Genomic DNA, 19,338 nt, shown 5'->3' with positions numbered 1-19,338 from the left:
TCAACCGCAGGACCAAAACCCACCAAACCGCACAAGGGCGGCGCTCCACTCCATCGAAACCATGCGTGAAAACGACGCCGAAACACGTCGCATTCTGGCAAACATCGTGGAAATTTCCGCGCCACGCTGATCCAAACAGCGAGGCCACCATGAACCAGCACTACCGCGAAACCCGCAAAATCGACCCCAATCGGGGTGCAACGCTCGGCGACGGCACCCCAAATGACGCCGACCGGATCGAGATCGGGCCGACGCAACTGGCCTTTGACGAATGGGCCGCAGCGGGGCTGCAACTGCCCAATCTGGCCGCCATGCGCGAATTCCGCTGGAAGCGGCTGACGCAGCATATCGTGGACCGTGACCTTGGCGGTCTCTTGATGTTTGACCCGCTCAACATCCGCTATGCGACCGACAGCACCAACATGCAGCTGTGGAACACGCATAACCCGTTCCGCGCCGTGCTGCTTTGTGCCGACGGCTACATGGTGATCTGGGACTACAAAAACGCGCCCTTCCTCTCCGGCTTCAACCCGCTGGTGCGCGAAGTCCGCTCCGGCGCGTCGATGTTCTACTTCTCCGCCGGCGACCGGCCCGACAAGGTTGCCGATCCGCTCTCTGCCGAGGTGCGGGACCTGATCGCCGAACATGGCGGCGGCAACAAGCGCCTGGCCGTGGACAAGATCATGCTGCACGGCGCGCGCGCTCTGGAGGCGCAGGGTTTTACCCTCATCGACGGCGAGGAAGTCACCGAAAAATCGCGCAGTGTAAAAGGGCCTGATGAAATCCTCGCCATGCGCTGCGCCAACCACGCCTGCGAAACCTCCGTCAAAGCGATGGAGGATTTCGCCCGCGCCAATGTGGGCGACGGCAAGACCTGCGAAGACGACGTTTGGGCCGTGCTGCACGCCGAAAACATCAAGCGGGGCGGCGAATGGATCGAAACGCGGCTCCTCGCCTCTGGCCCACGCACCAATCCGTGGTTCCAGGAATGCGGCGGGCGGGTCTGCCAGCGCAACGAGATTATCTCCTTCGACACTGACCTTATCGGCTCTTACGGGATCTGCATCGACATTTCGCGCAGCTGGTGGATCGGGGAACAGAAACCGCCCCCCGATATGGTCTATGCCATGCGCCACGCGGTTGAACACATCCAGACCAACATGCAAATGATCAAACCCGGTGTCATGATCCCCGAGCTTACGGCCAATTGCCACCGGCTCGATGACAAATACCAGGCTCTGAAATATGGCTGCCTGATGCACGGCGTTGGGCTCTGTGACGAATGGCCCCTTGTGGCTTACCCGGACAAGGCCGTGCCGGGCGCGTTCGACCACCCGCTTGAGGCGGGCATGGTCCTGTGTGTCGAGGCTTCGGTGGGTGAAGTCGGTGGCGATTTCTCGATCAAGCTGGAGGATCAGGTGCTGGTGACCGAAGACGGGTTCGAGAACCTGACGACATATCCCTTTGATCCGATGCTGATGGGCGAGGGTTAAGCAGGCTAGCAGCTGCGCGCGGCCTGTCCGCGCGCCAGTTCCTCTTTGTCGGCATAGCGGGCCCCCGGAACACGGGGCTCGGCATCAGCGAGGATCAAACCCGAAATATTTGCAAAACAGCGGCAATCAACGGCATCAGGCTGCGCCTGACAATAGGCCAGCTCCTGACCAAAGGCGGCCTCAAATTCCGCCTGACTGACTCCCGCCGAAAGCGTCCCGCCACCTGTCGTCAATGACGGAAAGGAAAACACCACGCCAATAATCGCACCGCCCACCAAAACCGCATAGAGAAACATGCGAAATTCATACTTCATTTACCGTCCTTTAAGCCCCCGTTCATACTTTCAAACAGATGTTAAGACTTGGTGAATGCAGCCCTCGTCAAAGCGCGGAAAATTAACCGTTTGACCAGCGCACCCGGGCAGCCCCGCGCACATGTCCCTGTCGGTCCCACGCAAAAAACCCGGCCCGTCAGTCTCTGGCAGCCTTTGTAATGAAATGCGAAGCACCAACACCATGTCGTGAGCCATGCTACACCCCCTTCACAGCCGGGGCATGCGTCCCCATTCTTTGTCGCAACAAGGGGACGAAATCATGCCAACCGAACGCATCACTTTTCCGGGTCACGCAAGCACGCTCGACGCCCGTCTGGACCTGCCCGAAGGGCCGCATCTGGCCACGGCCGTCTTTGCCCATTGCTTCACCTGTGGCAAGGACATCCCCGCCGCCCGCCGGATTGCGGCCCGGCTGACCACGCTGGGCATCGCGGTGCTGCGCTTTGACTTTACCGGCTTGGGGCACAGCGACGGCGAATTCGCAAACACATCCTTCACTTCCAACGTGCAAGACCTTGAAAAGGCCGTCGAATACCTCAATGAACGGGACATGGCCCCGAGCCTGATGATCGGCCATTCCCTGGGCGGGGCCGCAGTGCTCAAGGCCACGGCAAACCTCGATCAGATCAAGGCCGTGGCCACCATCGGTGCCCCTTTCGACCCCGGTCACGTCACCCATAACTTTGCTGACGCAGTGCCCGAAATCATTGCCAAAGGCGAGGCCGAGGTCAGCCTTGGTGGCCGCCCCTTCCGCATCGGCAAACAATTCATCGAGGACGTCGCCAGCGAAGCGCTTTCACCGGTCATCAGCAAGCTTAAGGCCGCCCTCATGGTGCTGCACGCGCCCGGCGACACCATCGTCAGCATCAACAATGCCAGTGACATCTTTCTGGCGGCCAAACACCCCAAGAGCTTCGTCACGCTGGACGACGCCGACCACCTTGTCACCCGGGCCGAGCACGCGGAATACGCCGCCGACATCATCGCGACCTGGGCGCGCAAATATCTGGAACTCAAGCCCCCCGCGCCGCCCATCGGCGCGCCCGAAGGGATCGTGCGCAGCTCCGAGGCCGACCCAAACGGCTACTTGCAGGACATCATCCACGGCACCCGGCACCACATCCTGGCGGATGAGCCGCGCGCCTATGGCGGCACCAACCAGGGGCTGTCGCCCTACGGTCTGCTCAGCGCCGGGCTGGCAGCCTGCACCTCGATGACGATCCGCATGTATGCGCGGCGCAAGGAATGGGCGCTGGATCACGTATCGGTGGATGTGAGCCACAACAAGGTGCACGCCCAAGACGCCGAAACCGGCGTGGGCGACAAGATCGACGAATGGAAACGGCGGATCACCCTGACGGGCACACTGGACGCGGACCAACGGCAACGCCTGCTCGAAATTGCTGACAAGTGCCCGGTACACCGGACGCTCGAACGCTCTTCCACCGTGATCACGGAACTGGTGGATGTGGCGCTGGCTGAGGCGTGATTTGAGTATTTCAGGAACGATGAAGCCTGACCATCAGGCTGCACGGGCTCAGGTTTGCAACATGTCCCAAGAATAGAATGAGGCGCGGGCCCGCAAGGGTCCGCGCCTCTCATTCAGGTCAAGGATGGATCAGCCGCGCGCACGGCCTACCAGTTTCCAGGCTGCAGGCAGAACCAGGGCAGCCAGCGCCAGCTTGATTGCGTCGCCGATCAGAAAAGGTGTGAGACCCCAGGCCAGGATCGGCTTGTCCCAACCATAAAGCTGGCCCAGCCAGGCAAGGCCCGGCACATAGATCAGCACCGTGCCGATCAGCATCGCCAGCGCCATCCACAGCACCGACCGGTCCCAGCCGCGCTGCGCCAGCGCACCCAGCGCGACCGTGGCCAGCACATAGCCCACCAGATAGCCGCCGGTGCCGCCCATCATGTAGGTCAGGCCCGCCGCCTCGGCAGAGGAGCCTGCAAAGACGTCAAAACCCAGGGCGCCCACCAGCATATAGCCAATGATCGTCACCAGCCCCAAACGCGCGCCATATGCGGCACCGATGGTCAGAACCGCAAAAGTGCCCATGGTGATCGGAACAGGCCACATCGGCACCTTGATTTTTGCTGCAACTGCAAGAAGCAGGACACCCGCAACCACCAGAACCGCTTGCTTGGCCCGCAACGCGGCCCCTTCGTTTGCGCCAATTACGTCACTCAGTACGTTGTTATTCCACGTCGTTTGCATAGGGCCTCACATGTTTGCATCAAAAGGATTGGCGCAGTTGTGCCAATCCCCCCCGCTTTCTGCAAGTGCAAAGCCGCTTGATATACATCAAGGACACAGGCCCGGCCCCGAGGATATTGCTTTGCCAAATCAACGAAAGGTCCCGCCCCATGCCCCTTACCTCGAACCTGGCGCGCAGCGCTGATCTGATGACCGGTCTGATGGGCCGGATGGGCAAGGTCGTCCTGGCCCCGAACGAAGTACCCAGCCTTGCCCAGGCCCGCAAGATCCGCAACATGGTCTATCGCTGCGCCGCCTGCCCCGACCAGCGCGGTTGCGCCGCCTTGCAAGCCACCGCGCTGCATCTGGACAGCCCCCCGGCCTATTGCCCGAACGCCGACGCCCTCACGGCTCTTCCAAGCGGCTGAACCGGCTGGTCATCCGATAGGATTTGCGCGGCCCCACAACCCGCCAGATCACGTCAAAGCGGGGCCACGCACCGAAATCATATCGCACGTGATACTGATCGGGATCGCACCAATGGGCGGCCTCCCCCCCTGCCGCGGGGACTTTGTGAAAAAATCGCCCGTCGTCGAAGTAAACAGACAGGTCATTCCCCCAGAAATAGCGCCGCTCGGCCACCATCGGCGCAGCGCCAGCCATGTTCAGCATCCCGCGCTCGGCATAGTCCAGGCCACCCGCCGCGGGCGCCCACACCCCTTGCCCCTCGAAATGCGCAGGCGGTCCACGATCCGGAACGATCTCGCGCGCGATGCGCCAGACACCTTCGAACTCCGCCAGAACCCGCATTTCAGTCGGCATAGACCGCTTCGGTGATGTCATCCCGTTCGCCCACAAAGCGCAGCACATCGCCCCGCCGATCCATAGCGTAACAAGCCCACAGGTCAGAAGGCGGCCATTGGCTGCAATATTGATCCCCCTGCACCCGCCAATATCCCCAACTGTCCTGCCCTGCATTATAGAGTGTCCGACCCGAGGTCCGGAACTCCTGCCACGCGTTGGCATATTGCAATGTGCGCCCTTCAAGGGCGGCGCGGATCTCTGCGCCGTCCATCACACTCCAGTCCTCAGCCGCCGAAGGGCCCGCCAAAACGGCAGTCATCAGGGCAAAGCGTGTCACAAAGCGTCTCATATCCGGGCCTTCACCTTGTCGCGGGATCGCACGCAGTCTAAGAGCGCGATGAAAATTCCAACAGTCCATATTTCGCACAACACGGAAAAGGTGCCCGCCATGATCCCACGCTATTCCCGCCCTGACATGGTTGCCATCTGGGAACCTGCCACGAAATTCAAGATCTGGTACGAGATCGAGGCCCATGCCTGCGACGCCATGGCCGATCTGGGCGTGATCCCCCGCGAAAACGCCGAGGCTGTGTGGAAGGCCAAGGACGTGGAATTCGACGTGGCCCGCATCGACGAGATCGAGGCGGTAACCAAACATGACGTCATCGCCTTTCTCACCCATCTGGCCGAACATGTGGGCAGCGACGAGGCCCGCTTTGTCCACCAGGGCATGACGTCTTCGGATGTGCTCGACACCTGTTTCAACGTCCAACTGACTCGCGCGGCGGACCTCTTGATCACCGATATCCAGGGGCTGCTTGCCGCCCTCAAACGCCGCGCGATGGAGCACAAGCACACCGTTCGCATCGGCCGCAGCCATGGCATCCACGCCGAGCCAACGACGATGGGCCTGACTTTTGCCCGGTTCTATGCCGAAATGGACCGGAACCTCAGCCGCGTCCGCGATGCCCGCGCCGAGATTGCCACGGGTGCCATCAGCGGCGCGGTCGGCACGTTCGCCAATATCGACCCTGCGGTGGAGGAACATGTCTGCGACAAGCTGGGCCTCGTGCCCGAGCCTATCAGCACTCAAGTGATCCCCCGCGACCGCCACGCGGCCTTTTTCGCGACCCTGGGCGTTGTGGCCAGCAGCATCGAAAACATCGCCACCGAAATCCGTCACATGCAGCGCACCGAAGTGCTTGAGGGGGCGGAGTTCTTCTCCATGGGCCAGAAAGGCTCAAGCGCGATGCCCCACAAGAAAAACCCCGTGCTGACCGAAAACCTGACGGGCCTGGCCCGCATGGTCCGCTCTGCCGTGATCCCCGCGATGGAGAATGTAGCGCTCTGGCATGAACGCGACATTTCGCATTCCTCGGTCGAGCGGATGCTTGGCCCCGACGCCACCATCACCCTCGATTTTGCGCTGTCCCGCCTTACCGGCGTGATCGACAAGATGCTGATCTTTCCCGACAACATGATGGACAACATGAACAAGTTCCCCGGTCTGGTGATGAGCCAGCGGGTGCTTTTGGCCCTGACCCAGGCCGGTGTCAGCCGCGAGGACGCCTATACATTCGTGCAGCGCAACGCACTCAAGGTCTGGGAGCATCGCACGGACTTCAAAGAAGAGCTGCTGGCCGATGCCGACGTTGTCGCGGCCCTCAGCCCCGAAGAGATCGAGGAAAAGTTCGATCTTGGCTATCACACCAAGCACGTCGACACGATCTTTGCCCGGGTGTTCCAAGAGGATTGATCGGATCGGGGCAAAGTTCACTGCCACCTTATGGCGGCCAGATCACGGGCGCGCCCTGCGCACACCTTGGGCGCGCCTGCGCCGCACGTCGCGGGCCGGGCGGAATTTGTTTTGCCCCGCGCCCGGATTGATCTACCTTCATGTCATCCAACACGAAGGAGACGACTGATGACGACCAAGACACTTGCCGTGGCGCTGGCCCTCACCCTCGCCCCCACCCTCAGCTTGGCCATGGGCTGCAATTATGGCAACAAGGACCAGCAGGCGATGTCCTGTGCGGCGGGCACCAGCTATGACGCGGCCTCCAAAGCCTGTGTGCCGACGACCAGCTGAAAAATCACAGTTTCGTGATCGCATAAAATTCGGACGCGCCGGGTTACTCTCATATCATCAACCCGACGCGTCCAACCGGAGACGAAAATATGCTCAAGACACTCGCCATCACCGCAGCCCTGACATTGCCTCTGGCTCTGCCCACGATCGGTTTTGCCGCCGGCAGCGAAGACAAGCCCGCCGCAACCAAAACCACAGCCAACTGTTTCAAGGCCCGCCAGTGGGATCCCGAGACCAAGAAATACGTTCGCTTTTCCGAAAAGGTGAATGGCGTGTGGGACGTGGACCTGCAGAAATGCGTCCGCCCCGACAAAACTTCGCATCTGGACGAAGACACGCTTTATGATGCGGTGCGCGAACTGGCCTATGCAGGGCGCTATGACGAGGCGACCCAGGTATTGGACAACATGCCGGATCAGGCCTCTGACCGTGTGCTGACCTATCGCGGCTTTACCGCGCGCAAACTGGGCAACCTGACCCTGGCCAACATGTATTACCAACAGGCCATCGACGCGAACCCCGACAACATCCTGGCCCGGTCCTACATGGCTCAGGGCATGGTGGCGGCCGGTGACAAAGTCGCGGCAATGATGCAACTGCGCGAGATCCAAGCGCGGGGCGGTGCAGGCACCTGGGCCGAAGCGTCGCTGCGCTCCGCCATCGAGACGGGCACGACCTATAATTACTAAGCCCACTCGCTAAACAGACCAGGGGTTGAGGGTTTCTCAACCTTTGCCTGCCATGAACGAGCCGTATCCGTTCTTGAGGCAGGTCATGACCGAATTGGTTCCCATTTCCGCCGCCCCCGCTGTCACGCGATCGGGCGGCGGTCTTACGCTGGCCTCCGGCGCGCTCAGCCGCCGGGCAAAGGCCGCCATCGTCGTGCGGCTTTTGCTGAACGAGGGCGCTGACATCCCGCTTGAGGACCTGCCGGAAGAGTTGCAGGCACACCTCACCAAGGCCATGGGCCAGATGCGGCTGGTTGACCGTGATACGCTCAAACAAGTGGCCGAGGAATTCGCCAGCGAGGTGGAAAGCATCGGTTTGTCCTTTCTCGGCGGCATGGCGGGCGCACTTAATGCGCTGGATGGGCGGATCAGCCCGCAAACCGCCGCCCGCCTGCGCAAAGAGGCCGGCGTGCGCGAGGCAGGCGACCCCTGGAAACGCATCCGCGATATGGGCCCCGAACTGCTGCTCCCTATTCTTGAGGAGGAAAGCGTCGAAATCGCCGCCGTCATGCTGTCCAAACTCGATGTCAGCAAGGCCGCTGAACTGCTGGGCAAGTTACCCGGCCCCCGCGCCCGGCAGATCACCTATGCGGTGTCGCTGACCGGGGCCGTGACGCCCGAAGCCGTGGATCGGATCGGATTGTCGCTGGCCAGCCAGCTGGATGCGCGTCCTGTGCGGGCCTTCAACGATGGGCCAGTGCAACGGGTGGGTGCGATTCTCAATTCCACCACCTCCATCACCCGCGAGGACATGCTTGCAGGGCTTGACGAAACGGATGAGGGGTTCGCGAATGAGGTCCGCAAGGCGATCTTTACCTTTGCCAATATCCCCGCACGGATCGCGCCGCGCGACGTACCTCGGATCTTGCGCGAAATGGATCAGGACGCGCTGATGATCGCCCTTGCCGGGGCGCCCGCCATGAATTTGCAGGCCAGCGCTGACCACCTGCTCGATAACATGTCGGCCCGTCTGGCCGACCAGATGCGCGAAACCATTCAGGAGATGGACAAGCCCAACGCCGCCGAAACCGACACCGCCATGGGCACTGTCGTCGCTACGATCCGGCAGATGGAGGCGGCGGGCGAACTGATGCTGATCGCCGACAATGATGAAGACTAGGGCAACACGCTAAACCATTCCAAAACAAACAAAATTCCGCTCGACAGCGAGCGCAGGCCGCCTATCTGCATTGCATGAGCCAAGCCGCCCCCGCCCGCGCAATCACCCTCGCCATCGGCGCTATTCTGTGTTTCAGCCTCATGGATGCGAGCGTCAAAGCCGCATCGCCCATCACTGGCACTTTGCCGGCCCTCTGGGCGCGCTATGCGGGCTTGATGATGATTGTGGTGATCCTGACCGCACCGCGCCTGCGCCAGGTCGCGCGCAGCCGTCGGCCGATCCTGCAAGTTGCGCGCTCGGTCCTGCTGATGCTGGCAAACCTCTTCTTCTTTGTCGCGCTGGGACAGATAGGGCTGGCCCAGGTGGCTGCTGTGGCCTCGGTCAACCCGGTTCTGATCGCACTTGGTGCGGCACTGTTTTTGGGCGAACCGCTGGGACCACGGCGGATCGGAGCCATCATCGTCGCCCTGATCGGCGCGCTCATCGTGATCCGCCCCGGGGCAGAGGTTTTTCAAACCGCCGCTGTCCTGCCCCTGCTCGCCGCCTTCTGCTTTGCCAGCTACACGCTGATCACGCGACGATTGGGGCCCGGCGAAGACCCGTGGACATCGCTGTTCTACACCGGGCTTGTAGGGGCAATTGTCTTGACGGCTATCGTGCCCTTTGCTTGGACAAGGCTAACCTGGACAGGTGCCGGTCTGCTTGTGCTTATTGCGGCTTTCGGCACCATAGGGCAATTCATGTTGATCCGCGCACTGTCCTCAGCCGATGCCGGGCTTCTCGCTCCGTTCAACTACACCGGCCTTATCTTTGCGGGCCTCCTCGGCCTGGTGTTTTTCGGCGAGGTGCCAGACAACTGGACGCTGATCGGCGCGCTTGTGATCGCGAGCGCAGGTATTTATGTCTGGCACCGAGAAACACGAGGTCGCTAGGCGCGGCCCCCACGAGGACCGCCATGCGTTACGCGCTTGAGGACATGCCGACCCGGATCAAGGCCCAGCACAGGGTGGTCAACCTCTTTGCGCGCGTGCTGCTGGGGGGTCTGCTGGTGCTGCCTTACCGCTGGCGGGTGCCCGCCATGGGCTGGATCATGGCGCGGATCATCGGCCCAGCGGTCGGCTATATGCGGCGCGCCGAACAGCACGTGCGCTATATCATGCCCCACTTGCCCGATGCCGAGATCACGCGGATTGCGCGCGCCAGCCTCGACAATGCCGGGCGAACCCTGATCGAGATTTACTCGACCTCGAAATTCCACGACCGTCAGCGCGGGTTGGAGTATGAGGGACCGGGCTTTGCTGCCTTTGAAGAGGCGGCAAAGACCGGGCAGCCCGTGATCCTGGCGGGTGGGCACTTCGGCAATTACGAGGCCAGCCGCGCCAACCTGGTGGATCGAGGCTATGAGGTGAGCGGGCTCTATCGCGACATGTCGAACCCGTTTTTCAACGCACATTACGTGGCCGCGATGGAAACGCTGAATGGCCCCGGATTTGCCCAGGGGCGCAAGGGCACCGCAGGCTTTGTGCGCCACCTCAAGGCGGGCGGGCAATTGGTGCTGCTCTTTGATCAGCATGTGGCCGACACGCCAGTGCTGGAGTTCTTGGGCAAACCTGCCTGCACAGCCATTTCTGCCGGGGAATTGGCGCTGCGCTACAACGCCTTGCTGATCCCGTACTACGCCATCCGCAACCCGGACGGGCTCACGTTCAGCTTCGAGATGGAAGCGCCCGTACCGCATACAGACCCATTGACCATGACGCAGGCGCTGAACGATAGCCTCAGCGCGCGCATCCGCGCCAATCCCGAACAGTGGTTGTGGACAGCGCGGCGCTGGCGCCCCGACGAAAAAGTCTAGCCTGCAAGGTCTAGCGCAGTTGCGCCGCCGCCAGGATCGGACCGTGGCGACCCTTCTGGACCATCACGACAACCGGGTTATCCCCCTCGGCCACCGCATCCATGGCGAGGGTCGTCACACCATCCCATTCGGCCAGGATTTTCCAATCCTCGGTCACATTGGCATAGCTCAGGGTGTGGCCCGCATTCTCGCCTCGGGTGATCCGCGCGGTGCGCTCTGACTGGTATCGCAGCATGTGCACCAAAAACGGGCCTTCCGCAGACACGGCATCCGCGCTGATCGTCACCCTGGACCCGGCACGCACAACCTCCAGCGCCACGGGGGCGGGATTGGCCGCATGTTCTGCAATGGCCTTGGACAGCTCCATGGGCCGCGCGCCCACGATGTCAGTCACACCATTGATGATCATCTGCGGGGTATAGACCGACCGGCGCCCCGCCTCGACCGCATACCCACGCTGGCGTTCGGCATGTTTGGGGTCCGCAAATTCGTCCTTCCACCCGATATAATCCCAGTAATCCACATGCAGGGCCAGGGCGATCACGTCATCACGCTTGGCCAGCTCATGCATCAACTTGTCGGCAGGCGGGCAAGACGAACAACCCTGCGAGGTAAACAGCTCAACCACCACCGGAGACTGCGCCATCGCAGGCGCACCGATACAGGACAGTGCGGCCAAAAGATAAGGGATAAGCTGTTTCATGGATGTGCACACCGTGCCTTGGGGATCAGTCTTTGGTATGGAACACACTTATGGAGCCTGCAAACAAATAACCAATCAAGGTTTGTTGAGCATTTGTGTCAGTTCCTTCACGCCATATTGTATGCAATAGTATACAAAATCGTCGCACCACCCCCAAAATTGGTTGATCGCAATCCGCGCTTGGGGCAATACGCAGGCAATTCCTTCGCCACCCATCGCATTCAGAAAGGGAGCTTTCATGCCCATCACCGTTGGTCACGACACCGCCAAAACCCGCAAGACGCTCACCGTGGGCGATCAGTCCATCGCCTATTATTCGATCCCCGCTGCCACCGAGGCAGGCCTGGGCGATTTCGCGAACCTGCCCGCCGCTCTCAAGGTGGTGCTGGAAAACATGCTGCGCTTCGAGGACGGCAAGACCGTCACCGTCGACGACATCAAGGCCTTTGCCGAATGGGGGGCCAAGGGTGGTCAGAACCCGCGCGAGATTGCCTACCGCCCTGCCCGGGTGCTGATGCAGGACTTCACCGGCGTGCCTGCGGTTGTGGATCTGGCGGCCATGCGTGACGGCCTTGTGGCCCTGGGTGGCGATCCAGAGAAAATCAACCCGCTGAACCCCGTTGACCTGGTGATCGACCACTCGGTGATGATCGACGAGTTCGGCAACCCTCGCGCCTTCCAGATGAACGTCGACCGCGAATACGAACGGAACATGGAACGCTATACGTTCCTGAAATGGGGCCAAAACGCCTTTAACAACTTCCGCGTCGTGCCCCCCGGCACCGGCATCTGCCACCAGGTGAACCTGGAATATCTGGCCCAAACCGTCTGGACCGATGCGGACCAAAATGGCGAACAGGTCGCATATCCCGACACGCTGGTGGGCACCGACAGCCACACCACGATGGTCAACGGCGCGGCCGTCCTCGGCTGGGGCGTCGGCGGGATCGAGGCCGAAGCCGCCATGCTCGGCCAACCGATCTCCATGCTGATCCCAGAAGTCATCGGGTTCGAGCTGACAGGCTCCATGGTCGAAGGGACCACAGGCACCGATCTCGTACTGAAAGTCGTCGAAATGCTGCGCGCCAAAGGTGTTGTCAGCAAATTCGTCGAATTCTACGGCGAGGGGCTGAACCGCCTGCCGCTGGCCGACCGGGCAACCATCGCCAACATGGCGCCGGAATACGGCGCCACCTGCGGCTTCTTCCCCATCGACAACGAAACGCTGCGCTACCTGCGCAACACAGGCCGGGACGAGGACCGCATCGCGCTGGTCGAAGCCTACGCCAAGGAAAACGGCTTCTGGCGCGGCGACGATTACGCGCCGATCTACACCGACACGCTGCACCTGGACATGGGCACCATCGTCCCCGCGATCTCCGGCCCCAAACGGCCCCAGGACTACGTGGCACTGACCGAAGGACAAACCGCCTTCCGCCGCGAGATGGAAGAGACGTTCAAACGACCCATGGGCAAGGAAGTCGCCGTCGAGGGCGAAGACTACACCATGGAGTCGGGCAAGGTCGTCATCGCCTCGATCACATCCTGCACGAACACCTCGAACCCCTACGTGATGATCGGCGCAGGTCTGGTGGCGCGTAAGGCGCGCGCATTGGGCCTCAACCGCAAACCATGGGTGAAAACCTCGCTGGCTCCAGGCTCGCAGGTCGTTTCGGCCTATCTTGAGGCGGCAGAACTGCAAGAAGACCTCGACGCCATCGGCTTCAACCTCGTGGGCTACGGCTGCACCACCTGCATCGGTAACTCCGGCCCGATCCAGCCCGAGCTGAGCAAAGCCATCGCCGAAGGCGATCTGGTCGCCACCTCCGTGCTGTCCGGCAACCGCAACTTCGAAGGTCGGATTTCGCCTGACGTGCGGGCCAACTACCTCGCGTCGCCCCCCCTCGTGGTGGCCTACGCGCTGGCAGGGACGCTCGACATCAACCTGGCCGAAGACGCGATTGGCACCGACAAGAATGGCAACGACGTCTTCCTCAAAGACATCTGGCCCACCAGCCAGGAAGTCGCCGAACTGGTCGAAGCGACAGTCACACGCGAAGCGTTCCAGACCAAATATGCCGACGTCTTCAAAGGCGACGAAAAATGGCAGGGCGTGGAAACCACGGACGAGAAAACCTACGACTGGCCACCCACGTCGACCTATGTGCAAAACCCACCCTACTTCCAGGGCATGTCGCCAGAACCGGGCGTGATCACAAATGTGGAAAATGCCAAAGTGCTGGCAATCCTGGGCGACATGATCACCACCGACCACATCAGCCCCGCAGGCTCGTTCAAGGAATCGACCCCCGCAGGCAAATACCTGACCGAACGACAGGTCGCCCCGCGCGAGTTCAACTCCTACGGTTCGCGTCGCGGCAACCACGAGATCATGATGCGCGGCACCTTCGCCAACATTCGCATCAAGAACGAGATGCTGGACGGGGTGGAAGGCGGCTACACCAAAGGCCCCGATGGCGCACAAACGTCGATCTTCGACGCGGCCATGGCGCATCAGGAAAACGGCACACCGCTGGTGATCTTCGGCGGCGAACAATATGGCGCCGGCAGCTCGCGCGACTGGGCGGCCAAGGGCACGGCCCTGCTGGGCGTCAAAGCGGTCATCGCGGAATCATTTGAACGTATCCACCGCTCCAACCTGGTGGGCATGGGCGTCATCCCGTTCGAATTCACAGGCGGCGACACGCGCAAATCGCTGGGGCTCACAGGCGAGGAAACAGTCAGCATCTCCGGCCTCGACACGATCCAACCGCTGCAAGAGGTGCCCTGCACCATCACAATGGCAGACGGCACCGTGAAACAGATCATGCTGAAATGCCGGATCGATACCGCGATTGAGATCGAATATATCGAACATGGCGGCGTGCTGCACTACGTGCTGCGAAACCTGGCTTCCGCGGCCTAAACGCCTCTTAAAAAAATGCGCAAAGCCCCGGCACCACGTCCGGGGCTTTTTGCATTCATTGTTCTTCAAATATGCAAACCCAACACAGGTAGCAGACGTTGGATTTGCATATTTATCGGAACAATGAAGCCAAGGATCAAAAATGGAATGCGCCGTCAGGCGCTCAATTTGACAGCGCCTCGGTCAAAGCGGGCACAAAGCGGTGTTCGTAGTCCGACCCCACAAGCGGACCGATATAGCGAAACAGCACCGTGCCGTCGCCGTCCAGAATGAATGTCTCAGGCGGGGCGGTGACGCCCCAGTCGATGGCCGACCGCCCCTGCGGGTCAAATGCCACACCGACAAAAGGATTTCCGTCCGCCTCCAGGTAGCCCGCTGCCGGCCCTTCGCTATCGCGGAAATTCACCCCGATGATCGGAATACCATCCGCGGCCATCTCCAACAGCTTGGGGTGTTCGGCCCGGCAAGGTGGGCACCACGACGCCCAGAAATTGACCAGGGTCACTTCACCCCGCGCCAGATCGCCGTCGGTCACACCCCGAAAATCGGCCAGGGTCGCTTCGGTCAGCGCTGGCGCAGGCCCTCCCAGCCGGGTCGAGGGCAACTCGTTCGGATTGTCCCGAAACATGCCAATGCCCGCAAATACGACAAAGCCCGCAAAGATCAGCGGCGGGGCCAGCATCAGGGGCGAGACCTTAGCCATCCCGCTTGCTCCGCGCTTCCACATCGCGCATCTCGGCCCGCACCCGACGCCCACGCCACAGCGTCAGCACCACAATCGCGGCCAACAGGAACAACGAAGCCGCATAGGCCGACAGGACCGCATCCGCATATTTGCCAAGATCAGGCATCGCGCACCTCCGGCGACAGTCCACTGGCACGCTCTTCCCGCGCGATCAGCGCACGCGTCCGGCGCACTCGGATTTCCGTGCCCGTCCGGTACAAAACCAGTGCCAGAAACAGCAGGACAAAGCCTCCGATCGACACCAAAAGCGGCTGATAAAACACGTCCGCCACGTTCTCTTCCTTATCCAGGCTCAGCGACGCGCCCTGGTGCAGCCCCTGGTTCCAGAAGTTCACTGCATAGCGGCTGAGTACGGCAAAGACCGTGCCCACGAGGCACAAAATCGACGTCAGATCGGCGGCGCTGTCGGGGTCCTCGATGGCCTCCCACAGCGCGACATAGCCCAGATAGAACAGAAACAGGATCAGGAACGAGGTTAGCCGCGGATCCCACGCCCACCACGTCCCCCACATCGGCTGGCCCCAAATGGCCCCCGTCACCAGCGCGATCAACGTCATGACGACCCCCACAGGTGCAGCGGCCCGCGCGGCCAGCGCCGACACATGGTGCCGCCGGATGATCCAGATCAGCGAGGCAACCAGCATCATGAACCAGGCGTTGATGGCCAAAAAGGCGGCCGGCACATGCAGATAGATGATCTTGACGGTGGAGCCTTGGCGGAAATCATCGGGGGTAAGGAAAAAACCCCAACCCAGCCCGATCACAAGGCACAGCGCAGCCCCGCCCCAAAGCCACGGCAACGCCCGCTCGCTCAGCGACAAGAACTTGACCGGATTGGCATATTCCCAAAGTGACATGGGTCGTATCTAAGCCCTCATCCCGCGCTTCTCAATCCAAATTCACGTTATCGCAGGTTCACCCGCAGCACCGCCGCTGCGGCAAAAGGCATCAGTGCCAGCACCGCACAGGTGATCCCCGCCAAGAGGAGCATGGGCGTGCTGGTATCCAACCCCTGCGCCCCCCGCCGCGCCACCTCGGCGCCAAAGATCAACGTCGGCACATAAAGTGGCAGGACCAGCAGCGACAACAGCAACCCGCCCCGCTTGATCCCCACCGTCAGGGCCGCACCAAAGGCCCCGATCATCGACAGGGCCGGCGTGCCCAGGGCCAGGCTGATGACCAGCGGCCCGTACCCCGGCCCCGGCAGGTTCAGCAACACGCCCAGAACGGGGGCTGCCAGCACCAAAGGCAGGCCGGTCGTGATCCAATGCGCCACCGCCTTGACCGCCACGACCCCCTCCAAAGGCAGGGGCGAGGTCGCCAACAGGTCCAACGCCCCGTCCTCCCAATCCACCGCCAACAACCGATCCAAAGACAGCAAGCACGCCAACAGTGCGCCCAGCCACAGCACCCCCGCCGCAATCCGCGACAGCAGCTCGGATGACGGGCCCACCGAAAACGGGACCAAGACAACAACGATCAGGAAAAAGGCCAGCCCAAGGCCGAAACCGCCCCCCGCCCGCAACGCCAGCCGCAAATCGCGGATCAACAGCGCCCTCACAGGAACGCCTCGTCGCTGCCCGCAACGTCCCAGGCCAGCGCGCGGAATGGCGTCACGTCGAGCACATCGGCCTCCAACCCCAGGTCTATATGGGTGGCGATCAACGCCATGCCGCCGCCCGCCAGATGGCCACGCACCGCATCAGCAAACATCGCAACCGATGCCACGTCCAGCGACACGGTCGGCTCGTCCAGCACCCAGATTTCGCGGCCCGTGACCATCAACCGGGCCAGGCCCAAACGACGCTTTTGACCCGCCGACAAATGGCCCGCCCGACGGCCCGCAAGCGCGCGCAAATCAAAAGCATCCAAGGCAGGTTCAATCGACGCGCCCCCAAACACCGACGCCCAAAAAGCCAGGTTTTCGGCCACCGTCAGGGCCGCCTTCAACCCGTCCGCATGGGCGGCATAGGCGATGCGTTCCTCTGCGCCCGCAACGGTCCCGGCCATCGCAGGCTGCAAGCCCGCCACCGTGCGCAACAGCGTCGTCTTGCCCGACCCGTTGGGGCCGCGCAGCACCAGGGCCCGCCCGGGCGCCAGCACAAACTGCACCCCCGCCAGGATCGGCACACCACCACGGGCCACGGTCAGATCGGACACGGTCAATTCCATGGCCCAGACCTATCCCATTGCAATGAGGCGCAAAACCCTTCTCTGTTCCAAAAACATCCTCAGGGGGTTAGAGGCAGAGGGCCCCAATCGACAGATCACACAGGCAACATCGCCAGAGCAATCCGGCGGCCCTCGCTCAAAAGCACATTATAGGTCCGCGCAGCGGAAGGTGATGACATGACCTCAACGCCCAAGCCCGCCTCTTCCAATGTGGCGCGCAGATCGGCCGGGATATGGGCGATGTCCGCGCCCGTGCCCAAGAACAGCACATCCACCTGGCCCGCCAAATCCAGCAAAGGCTGCGGATCGTCATAACCGCCCCAGGGGCCGGTGCCGGTCGGCCCGGTCAACGCCCCGCCCTCGATCACCTCACCGCCAATGCGGAAAAACCCGGGGCCATAGCCCTCAACCGGCTTGGCATCGGTATATGTGATCTCGTTCAGACGCATGGTATCCTCAACTCCAGACAGGCAGGCCCAGAATAGCCGATGCCGCGATCACAATGTAGGCCACAGTGCGAAAAAGTCGCTCTGCCCCGGGGTCAAAAAACCACGCACCCAGCATATTCGCGCCCATATAGACGGGCACCAGCAACACGCCCACCATGATTGCAAGCGGATCAAGTAAGCCCATGACCGCAAAGATGGTCAGCATCATCAGGTCGATGCCCAGCAGGTACAAAAGGAAATTGGCACGGATGACGGCAATGGGCTTGGCGCTAGCCATATACAGCATGATGACAGGCGGGCCGGGAATGCCTGCAATGCCCCCCAGCAGGCCGCCCAATCCGCCCACGCCAAAGACGGTGCGCCGCCCCACCTGACCAGTGTACCGCCACCCAATCATCAGCAGCACCAGCAGGATCAGAACCACAACAGACACGGTCCAGCCAAAGATGGCAGGCTCCATCATCGACAGGGCCCACAGGCCCAAGGGCAGGCCCACCGCCGCCCCCGCCAACAGGCGCAACGCGTCACGGCGCTGGCCCACCTGCAACGCATTGCGCAGGTTGGGCAGCGGGCCCCAGAATTCCACAACAGTCAAAAAGACCAGTGCCGCAAACGGGTCCAACACGGACGACGCCGCAGGCATGATGATCATGGCAGAGCCAAAGCCGGTGAACCCCCGGACCAGCCCTGCGGCGACAATAGCCAGCGCCAACCACCACAGCCCCGGCAACGCCAGGGCGGCGGTGATCAGATCAGGCATCTATGTTGGCATATTGGTTGCCGGCGGTGTTGTCGGGCTTGTCCCAGTTCCGTTTGACGCCCAGCCACAGCAGGATGGTCGAGGCCACAAAGACTGAGGAATAGGTGCCCACGATCACACCCCAGATCATCGCAAAGACAAAGCCGCGAATGACATCCCCACCCAGCACATAAAGCGAGATCAGCGCCAGCAGGGTGGTCACGGAGGTCATCACGGTCCGGCTCAGCGTCTCGTTGATCGAGATGTTCAGCACCTCGTTCAGTGGCTTTTTCTTGTATTTGCGCAGGTTCTCGCGGACCCGGTCAAACACAACCACAGTGTCGTTCAGACTGTAGCCCACAATGGTCAGCAGGGCCGCGATAATGGCCAGATCAAACTTGATCTGAAGCTCCGAAAAGACCCCGATGGTCAGGATCACGTCATGGACAAGGGCCGCCACAGCGCCCAGCGCAAACTGCCATTCAAAGCGCAGCCAGATATAGATCAGAACCGCGCCGATGGCCAAAACCACGGCCAAGGCAGCGGTCTGGATCAGCTCGCCCGACACCTTTGGCCCCACGGATTCCACCGACACGAACTTGATATCCGGCACCGCCACGGTCATCGCTGCCTGCACTTCGCGGATGGTATCCGGCGTGACCGCCTCCTGGCCTTCCTGCGCCTGAATGCGGATCATCGCCACGTTCTGATCGGCGTCGAATGTGGGGTCAAACACTTCGGTGATCGAAATGTCGCCCAGCTCCAGCGGCGTCATCGCATCGCGGTAGATACCGATATCCACGGGCTGCGTGCTTTCGGTCCGGATGGTCGTGCCGCCCCGGAAATCGATGCCAAAGTTCAGCCCCTGAATTGCGAATGAGGCAAAGCCAATGACCATCATCAGCGCCGAAATGCCCAACCAGACCTTCCAGCGCGAGAAAAAGTCGAATGACGTGTTCTGCTTGACCAGTTTCAAACGCATC

General features: G+C 61.7%; 23 protein-coding genes. 10 read left to right on the top strand and 13 right to left on the bottom strand.

What is annotated here, in order from left to right:
- The first annotated feature begins 149 nt into the window (after nt 1-149).
- Nucleotides 150-1,493 (top strand): dimethylsulfonioproprionate lyase DddP, encoded by a 1,344-nt coding sequence (gene dddP, locus Q1A44_RS18630; RefSeq protein ID WP_299628305.1) that lies wholly within the window; start codon nt 150-152, stop codon nt 1,491-1,493.
- A 5-nt stretch (nt 1,494-1,498) separates the two neighbouring features.
- Here the strand turns inward: dddP and Q1A44_RS18625 are convergent, their stop codons facing one another.
- Nucleotides 1,499-1,807, bottom strand: coding sequence for a hypothetical protein (locus tag Q1A44_RS18625; protein WP_299628303.1), 309 nt, complete (start codon nt 1,805-1,807; stop codon nt 1,499-1,501).
- A gap of 280 nt (nt 1,808-2,087) precedes the next feature.
- On the opposite strand from Q1A44_RS18625, the gene Q1A44_RS18620 reads away from it, so the two are divergent.
- The gene (locus Q1A44_RS18620; RefSeq protein ID WP_299628301.1) at nt 2,088-3,317 is read left to right on the top strand and encodes a bifunctional alpha/beta hydrolase/OsmC family protein; all 1,230 of its coding nucleotides are present in this window, start codon (nt 2,088-2,090) and stop codon (nt 3,315-3,317) included.
- Between the two features lie 129 nt (nt 3,318-3,446).
- On the opposite strand, the gene Q1A44_RS18615 is transcribed toward Q1A44_RS18620, so the two are convergent.
- Nucleotides 3,447-4,046 (bottom strand): biotin transporter BioY, encoded by a 600-nt coding sequence (locus Q1A44_RS18615; RefSeq protein ID WP_299628299.1) that lies wholly within the window; start codon nt 4,044-4,046, stop codon nt 3,447-3,449.
- 149 nt (nt 4,047-4,195) lie between these two features.
- On the opposite strand from Q1A44_RS18615, the gene Q1A44_RS18610 reads away from it, so the two are divergent.
- Nucleotides 4,196-4,453: a DUF6455 family protein gene (locus tag Q1A44_RS18610; protein WP_299628297.1), complete on the top strand. Its 258-nt coding sequence runs from the start codon at nt 4,196-4,198 to the stop codon at nt 4,451-4,453.
- On the opposite strand, the gene Q1A44_RS18605 is transcribed toward Q1A44_RS18610, so the two are convergent.
- A complete protein-coding gene (locus Q1A44_RS18605; RefSeq protein WP_299628295.1) occupies nt 4,431-4,847 on the bottom strand; it encodes a DUF6314 family protein in 417 nt (138 codons plus the stop codon). The two genes, Q1A44_RS18610 and Q1A44_RS18605, sit on opposite strands and share 23 nt — an antisense overlap.
- Nucleotides 4,837-5,178: a hypothetical protein gene (locus Q1A44_RS18600; protein WP_299628293.1), complete on the bottom strand. Its 342-nt coding sequence runs from the start codon at nt 5,176-5,178 to the stop codon at nt 4,837-4,839. The genes Q1A44_RS18605 and Q1A44_RS18600 overlap by 11 nt, the downstream gene beginning before the upstream one ends.
- A gap of 99 nt (nt 5,179-5,277) precedes the next feature.
- On the opposite strand from Q1A44_RS18600, the gene purB reads away from it, so the two are divergent.
- The 6 genes from purB (at nt 5,278) to Q1A44_RS18570 (ending at nt 10,621) form a co-directional block, all read left to right on the top strand.
- On the top strand, nt 5,278-6,585 hold the full coding sequence (gene purB, locus Q1A44_RS18595; RefSeq protein WP_299628340.1) for an adenylosuccinate lyase: 1,308 nt from the start codon (nt 5,278-5,280) through the stop codon (nt 6,583-6,585).
- 168 nt (nt 6,586-6,753) lie between these two features.
- Entirely contained in the window at nt 6,754-6,918 is a 165-nt protein-coding gene (locus Q1A44_RS18590; RefSeq protein WP_299628291.1) for an adenylosuccinate lyase, read from the top strand.
- A gap of 89 nt (nt 6,919-7,007) precedes the next feature.
- A complete protein-coding gene (locus Q1A44_RS18585; RefSeq protein ID WP_299628289.1) occupies nt 7,008-7,607 on the top strand; it encodes a hypothetical protein in 600 nt (199 codons plus the stop codon).
- Between the two features lie 85 nt (nt 7,608-7,692).
- Complete coding sequence (locus Q1A44_RS18580) at nt 7,693-8,766, top strand: FliG C-terminal domain-containing protein (RefSeq protein ID WP_299628287.1); 1,074 nt, start codon at nt 7,693-7,695, stop codon at nt 8,764-8,766.
- Between the two features lie 74 nt (nt 8,767-8,840).
- Nucleotides 8,841-9,698, top strand: a complete 858-nt coding sequence (locus Q1A44_RS18575; RefSeq protein WP_299628285.1) for a DMT family transporter — start codon at nt 8,841-8,843, stop codon at nt 9,696-9,698.
- Nucleotides 9,699-9,721: 23 nt separating this feature from the next.
- Nucleotides 9,722-10,621, top strand: a complete 900-nt coding sequence (locus Q1A44_RS18570) for a lauroyl acyltransferase (protein WP_299628283.1) — start codon at nt 9,722-9,724, stop codon at nt 10,619-10,621.
- 10 nt (nt 10,622-10,631) lie between these two features.
- On the opposite strand, the gene Q1A44_RS18565 is transcribed toward Q1A44_RS18570, so the two are convergent.
- A complete protein-coding gene (locus Q1A44_RS18565) occupies nt 10,632-11,324 on the bottom strand; it encodes a thioredoxin family protein (RefSeq protein ID WP_299628281.1) in 693 nt (230 codons plus the stop codon).
- A gap of 238 nt (nt 11,325-11,562) precedes the next feature.
- Between Q1A44_RS18565 and acnA the strand changes: the two genes are divergently transcribed.
- Nucleotides 11,563-14,250 carry an aconitate hydratase AcnA gene (gene acnA / locus Q1A44_RS18560; protein WP_299628279.1) on the top strand — a complete coding sequence of 896 codons (2,688 nt, stop codon included), beginning with the start codon at nt 11,563-11,565 and terminating at the stop codon, nt 14,248-14,250.
- Between the two features lie 163 nt (nt 14,251-14,413).
- Here acnA and Q1A44_RS18555 read toward each other — a convergent pair whose 3' ends face one another.
- The 8 genes from Q1A44_RS18555 to secF form a co-directional block, all read right to left on the bottom strand.
- Nucleotides 14,414-14,953 carry a DsbE family thiol:disulfide interchange protein gene (locus tag Q1A44_RS18555; RefSeq protein ID WP_299628277.1) on the bottom strand — a complete coding sequence of 180 codons (540 nt, stop codon included), beginning with the start codon at nt 14,951-14,953 and terminating at the stop codon, nt 14,414-14,416.
- The gene (ccmD, locus tag Q1A44_RS18550; RefSeq protein WP_299628275.1) at nt 14,946-15,101 is read right to left on the bottom strand and encodes a heme exporter protein CcmD; all 156 of its coding nucleotides are present in this window, start codon (nt 15,099-15,101) and stop codon (nt 14,946-14,948) included. The genes Q1A44_RS18555 and ccmD overlap by 8 nt, the downstream gene beginning before the upstream one ends.
- Nucleotides 15,094-15,852 carry a heme ABC transporter permease gene (locus Q1A44_RS18545; RefSeq protein WP_299628272.1) on the bottom strand — a complete coding sequence of 253 codons (759 nt, stop codon included), beginning with the start codon at nt 15,850-15,852 and terminating at the stop codon, nt 15,094-15,096. The genes ccmD and Q1A44_RS18545 overlap by 8 nt, the downstream gene beginning before the upstream one ends.
- A gap of 47 nt (nt 15,853-15,899) precedes the next feature.
- Nucleotides 15,900-16,556 carry a heme exporter protein CcmB gene (gene ccmB, locus Q1A44_RS18540; protein WP_299628270.1) on the bottom strand — a complete coding sequence of 219 codons (657 nt, stop codon included), beginning with the start codon at nt 16,554-16,556 and terminating at the stop codon, nt 15,900-15,902.
- On the bottom strand, nt 16,553-17,167 hold the full coding sequence (gene ccmA, locus Q1A44_RS18535; protein WP_299628268.1) for a heme ABC exporter ATP-binding protein CcmA: 615 nt from the start codon (nt 17,165-17,167) through the stop codon (nt 16,553-16,555). Before ccmA ends, ccmB begins: the two co-directional genes overlap by 4 nt.
- Before the next feature lie 95 nt (nt 17,168-17,262).
- Nucleotides 17,263-17,616 carry an Mth938-like domain-containing protein gene (locus Q1A44_RS18530; RefSeq protein WP_299628266.1) on the bottom strand — a complete coding sequence of 118 codons (354 nt, stop codon included), beginning with the start codon at nt 17,614-17,616 and terminating at the stop codon, nt 17,263-17,265.
- 7 nt (nt 17,617-17,623) lie between these two features.
- Nucleotides 17,624-18,376, bottom strand: a complete 753-nt coding sequence (locus Q1A44_RS18525) for a TSUP family transporter (protein WP_299628264.1) — start codon at nt 18,374-18,376, stop codon at nt 17,624-17,626.
- Nucleotides 18,369-19,337: a protein translocase subunit SecF gene (gene secF / locus Q1A44_RS18520; RefSeq protein ID WP_299628262.1), complete on the bottom strand. Its 969-nt coding sequence runs from the start codon at nt 19,335-19,337 to the stop codon at nt 18,369-18,371. The genes Q1A44_RS18525 and secF overlap by 8 nt, the downstream gene beginning before the upstream one ends.
- Nucleotide 19,338: the final 1 nt, after the last annotated feature.

Origin of the sequence: uncultured Tateyamaria sp. (assembly GCF_947503705.1) — a bacterium.
GTDB lineage: Bacteria > Pseudomonadota > Alphaproteobacteria > Rhodobacterales > Rhodobacteraceae > Tateyamaria.
The sequence above is the reverse complement of the archived record's forward strand: the minus strand, read 5'-3'. Positions and strand labels throughout refer to the sequence as shown.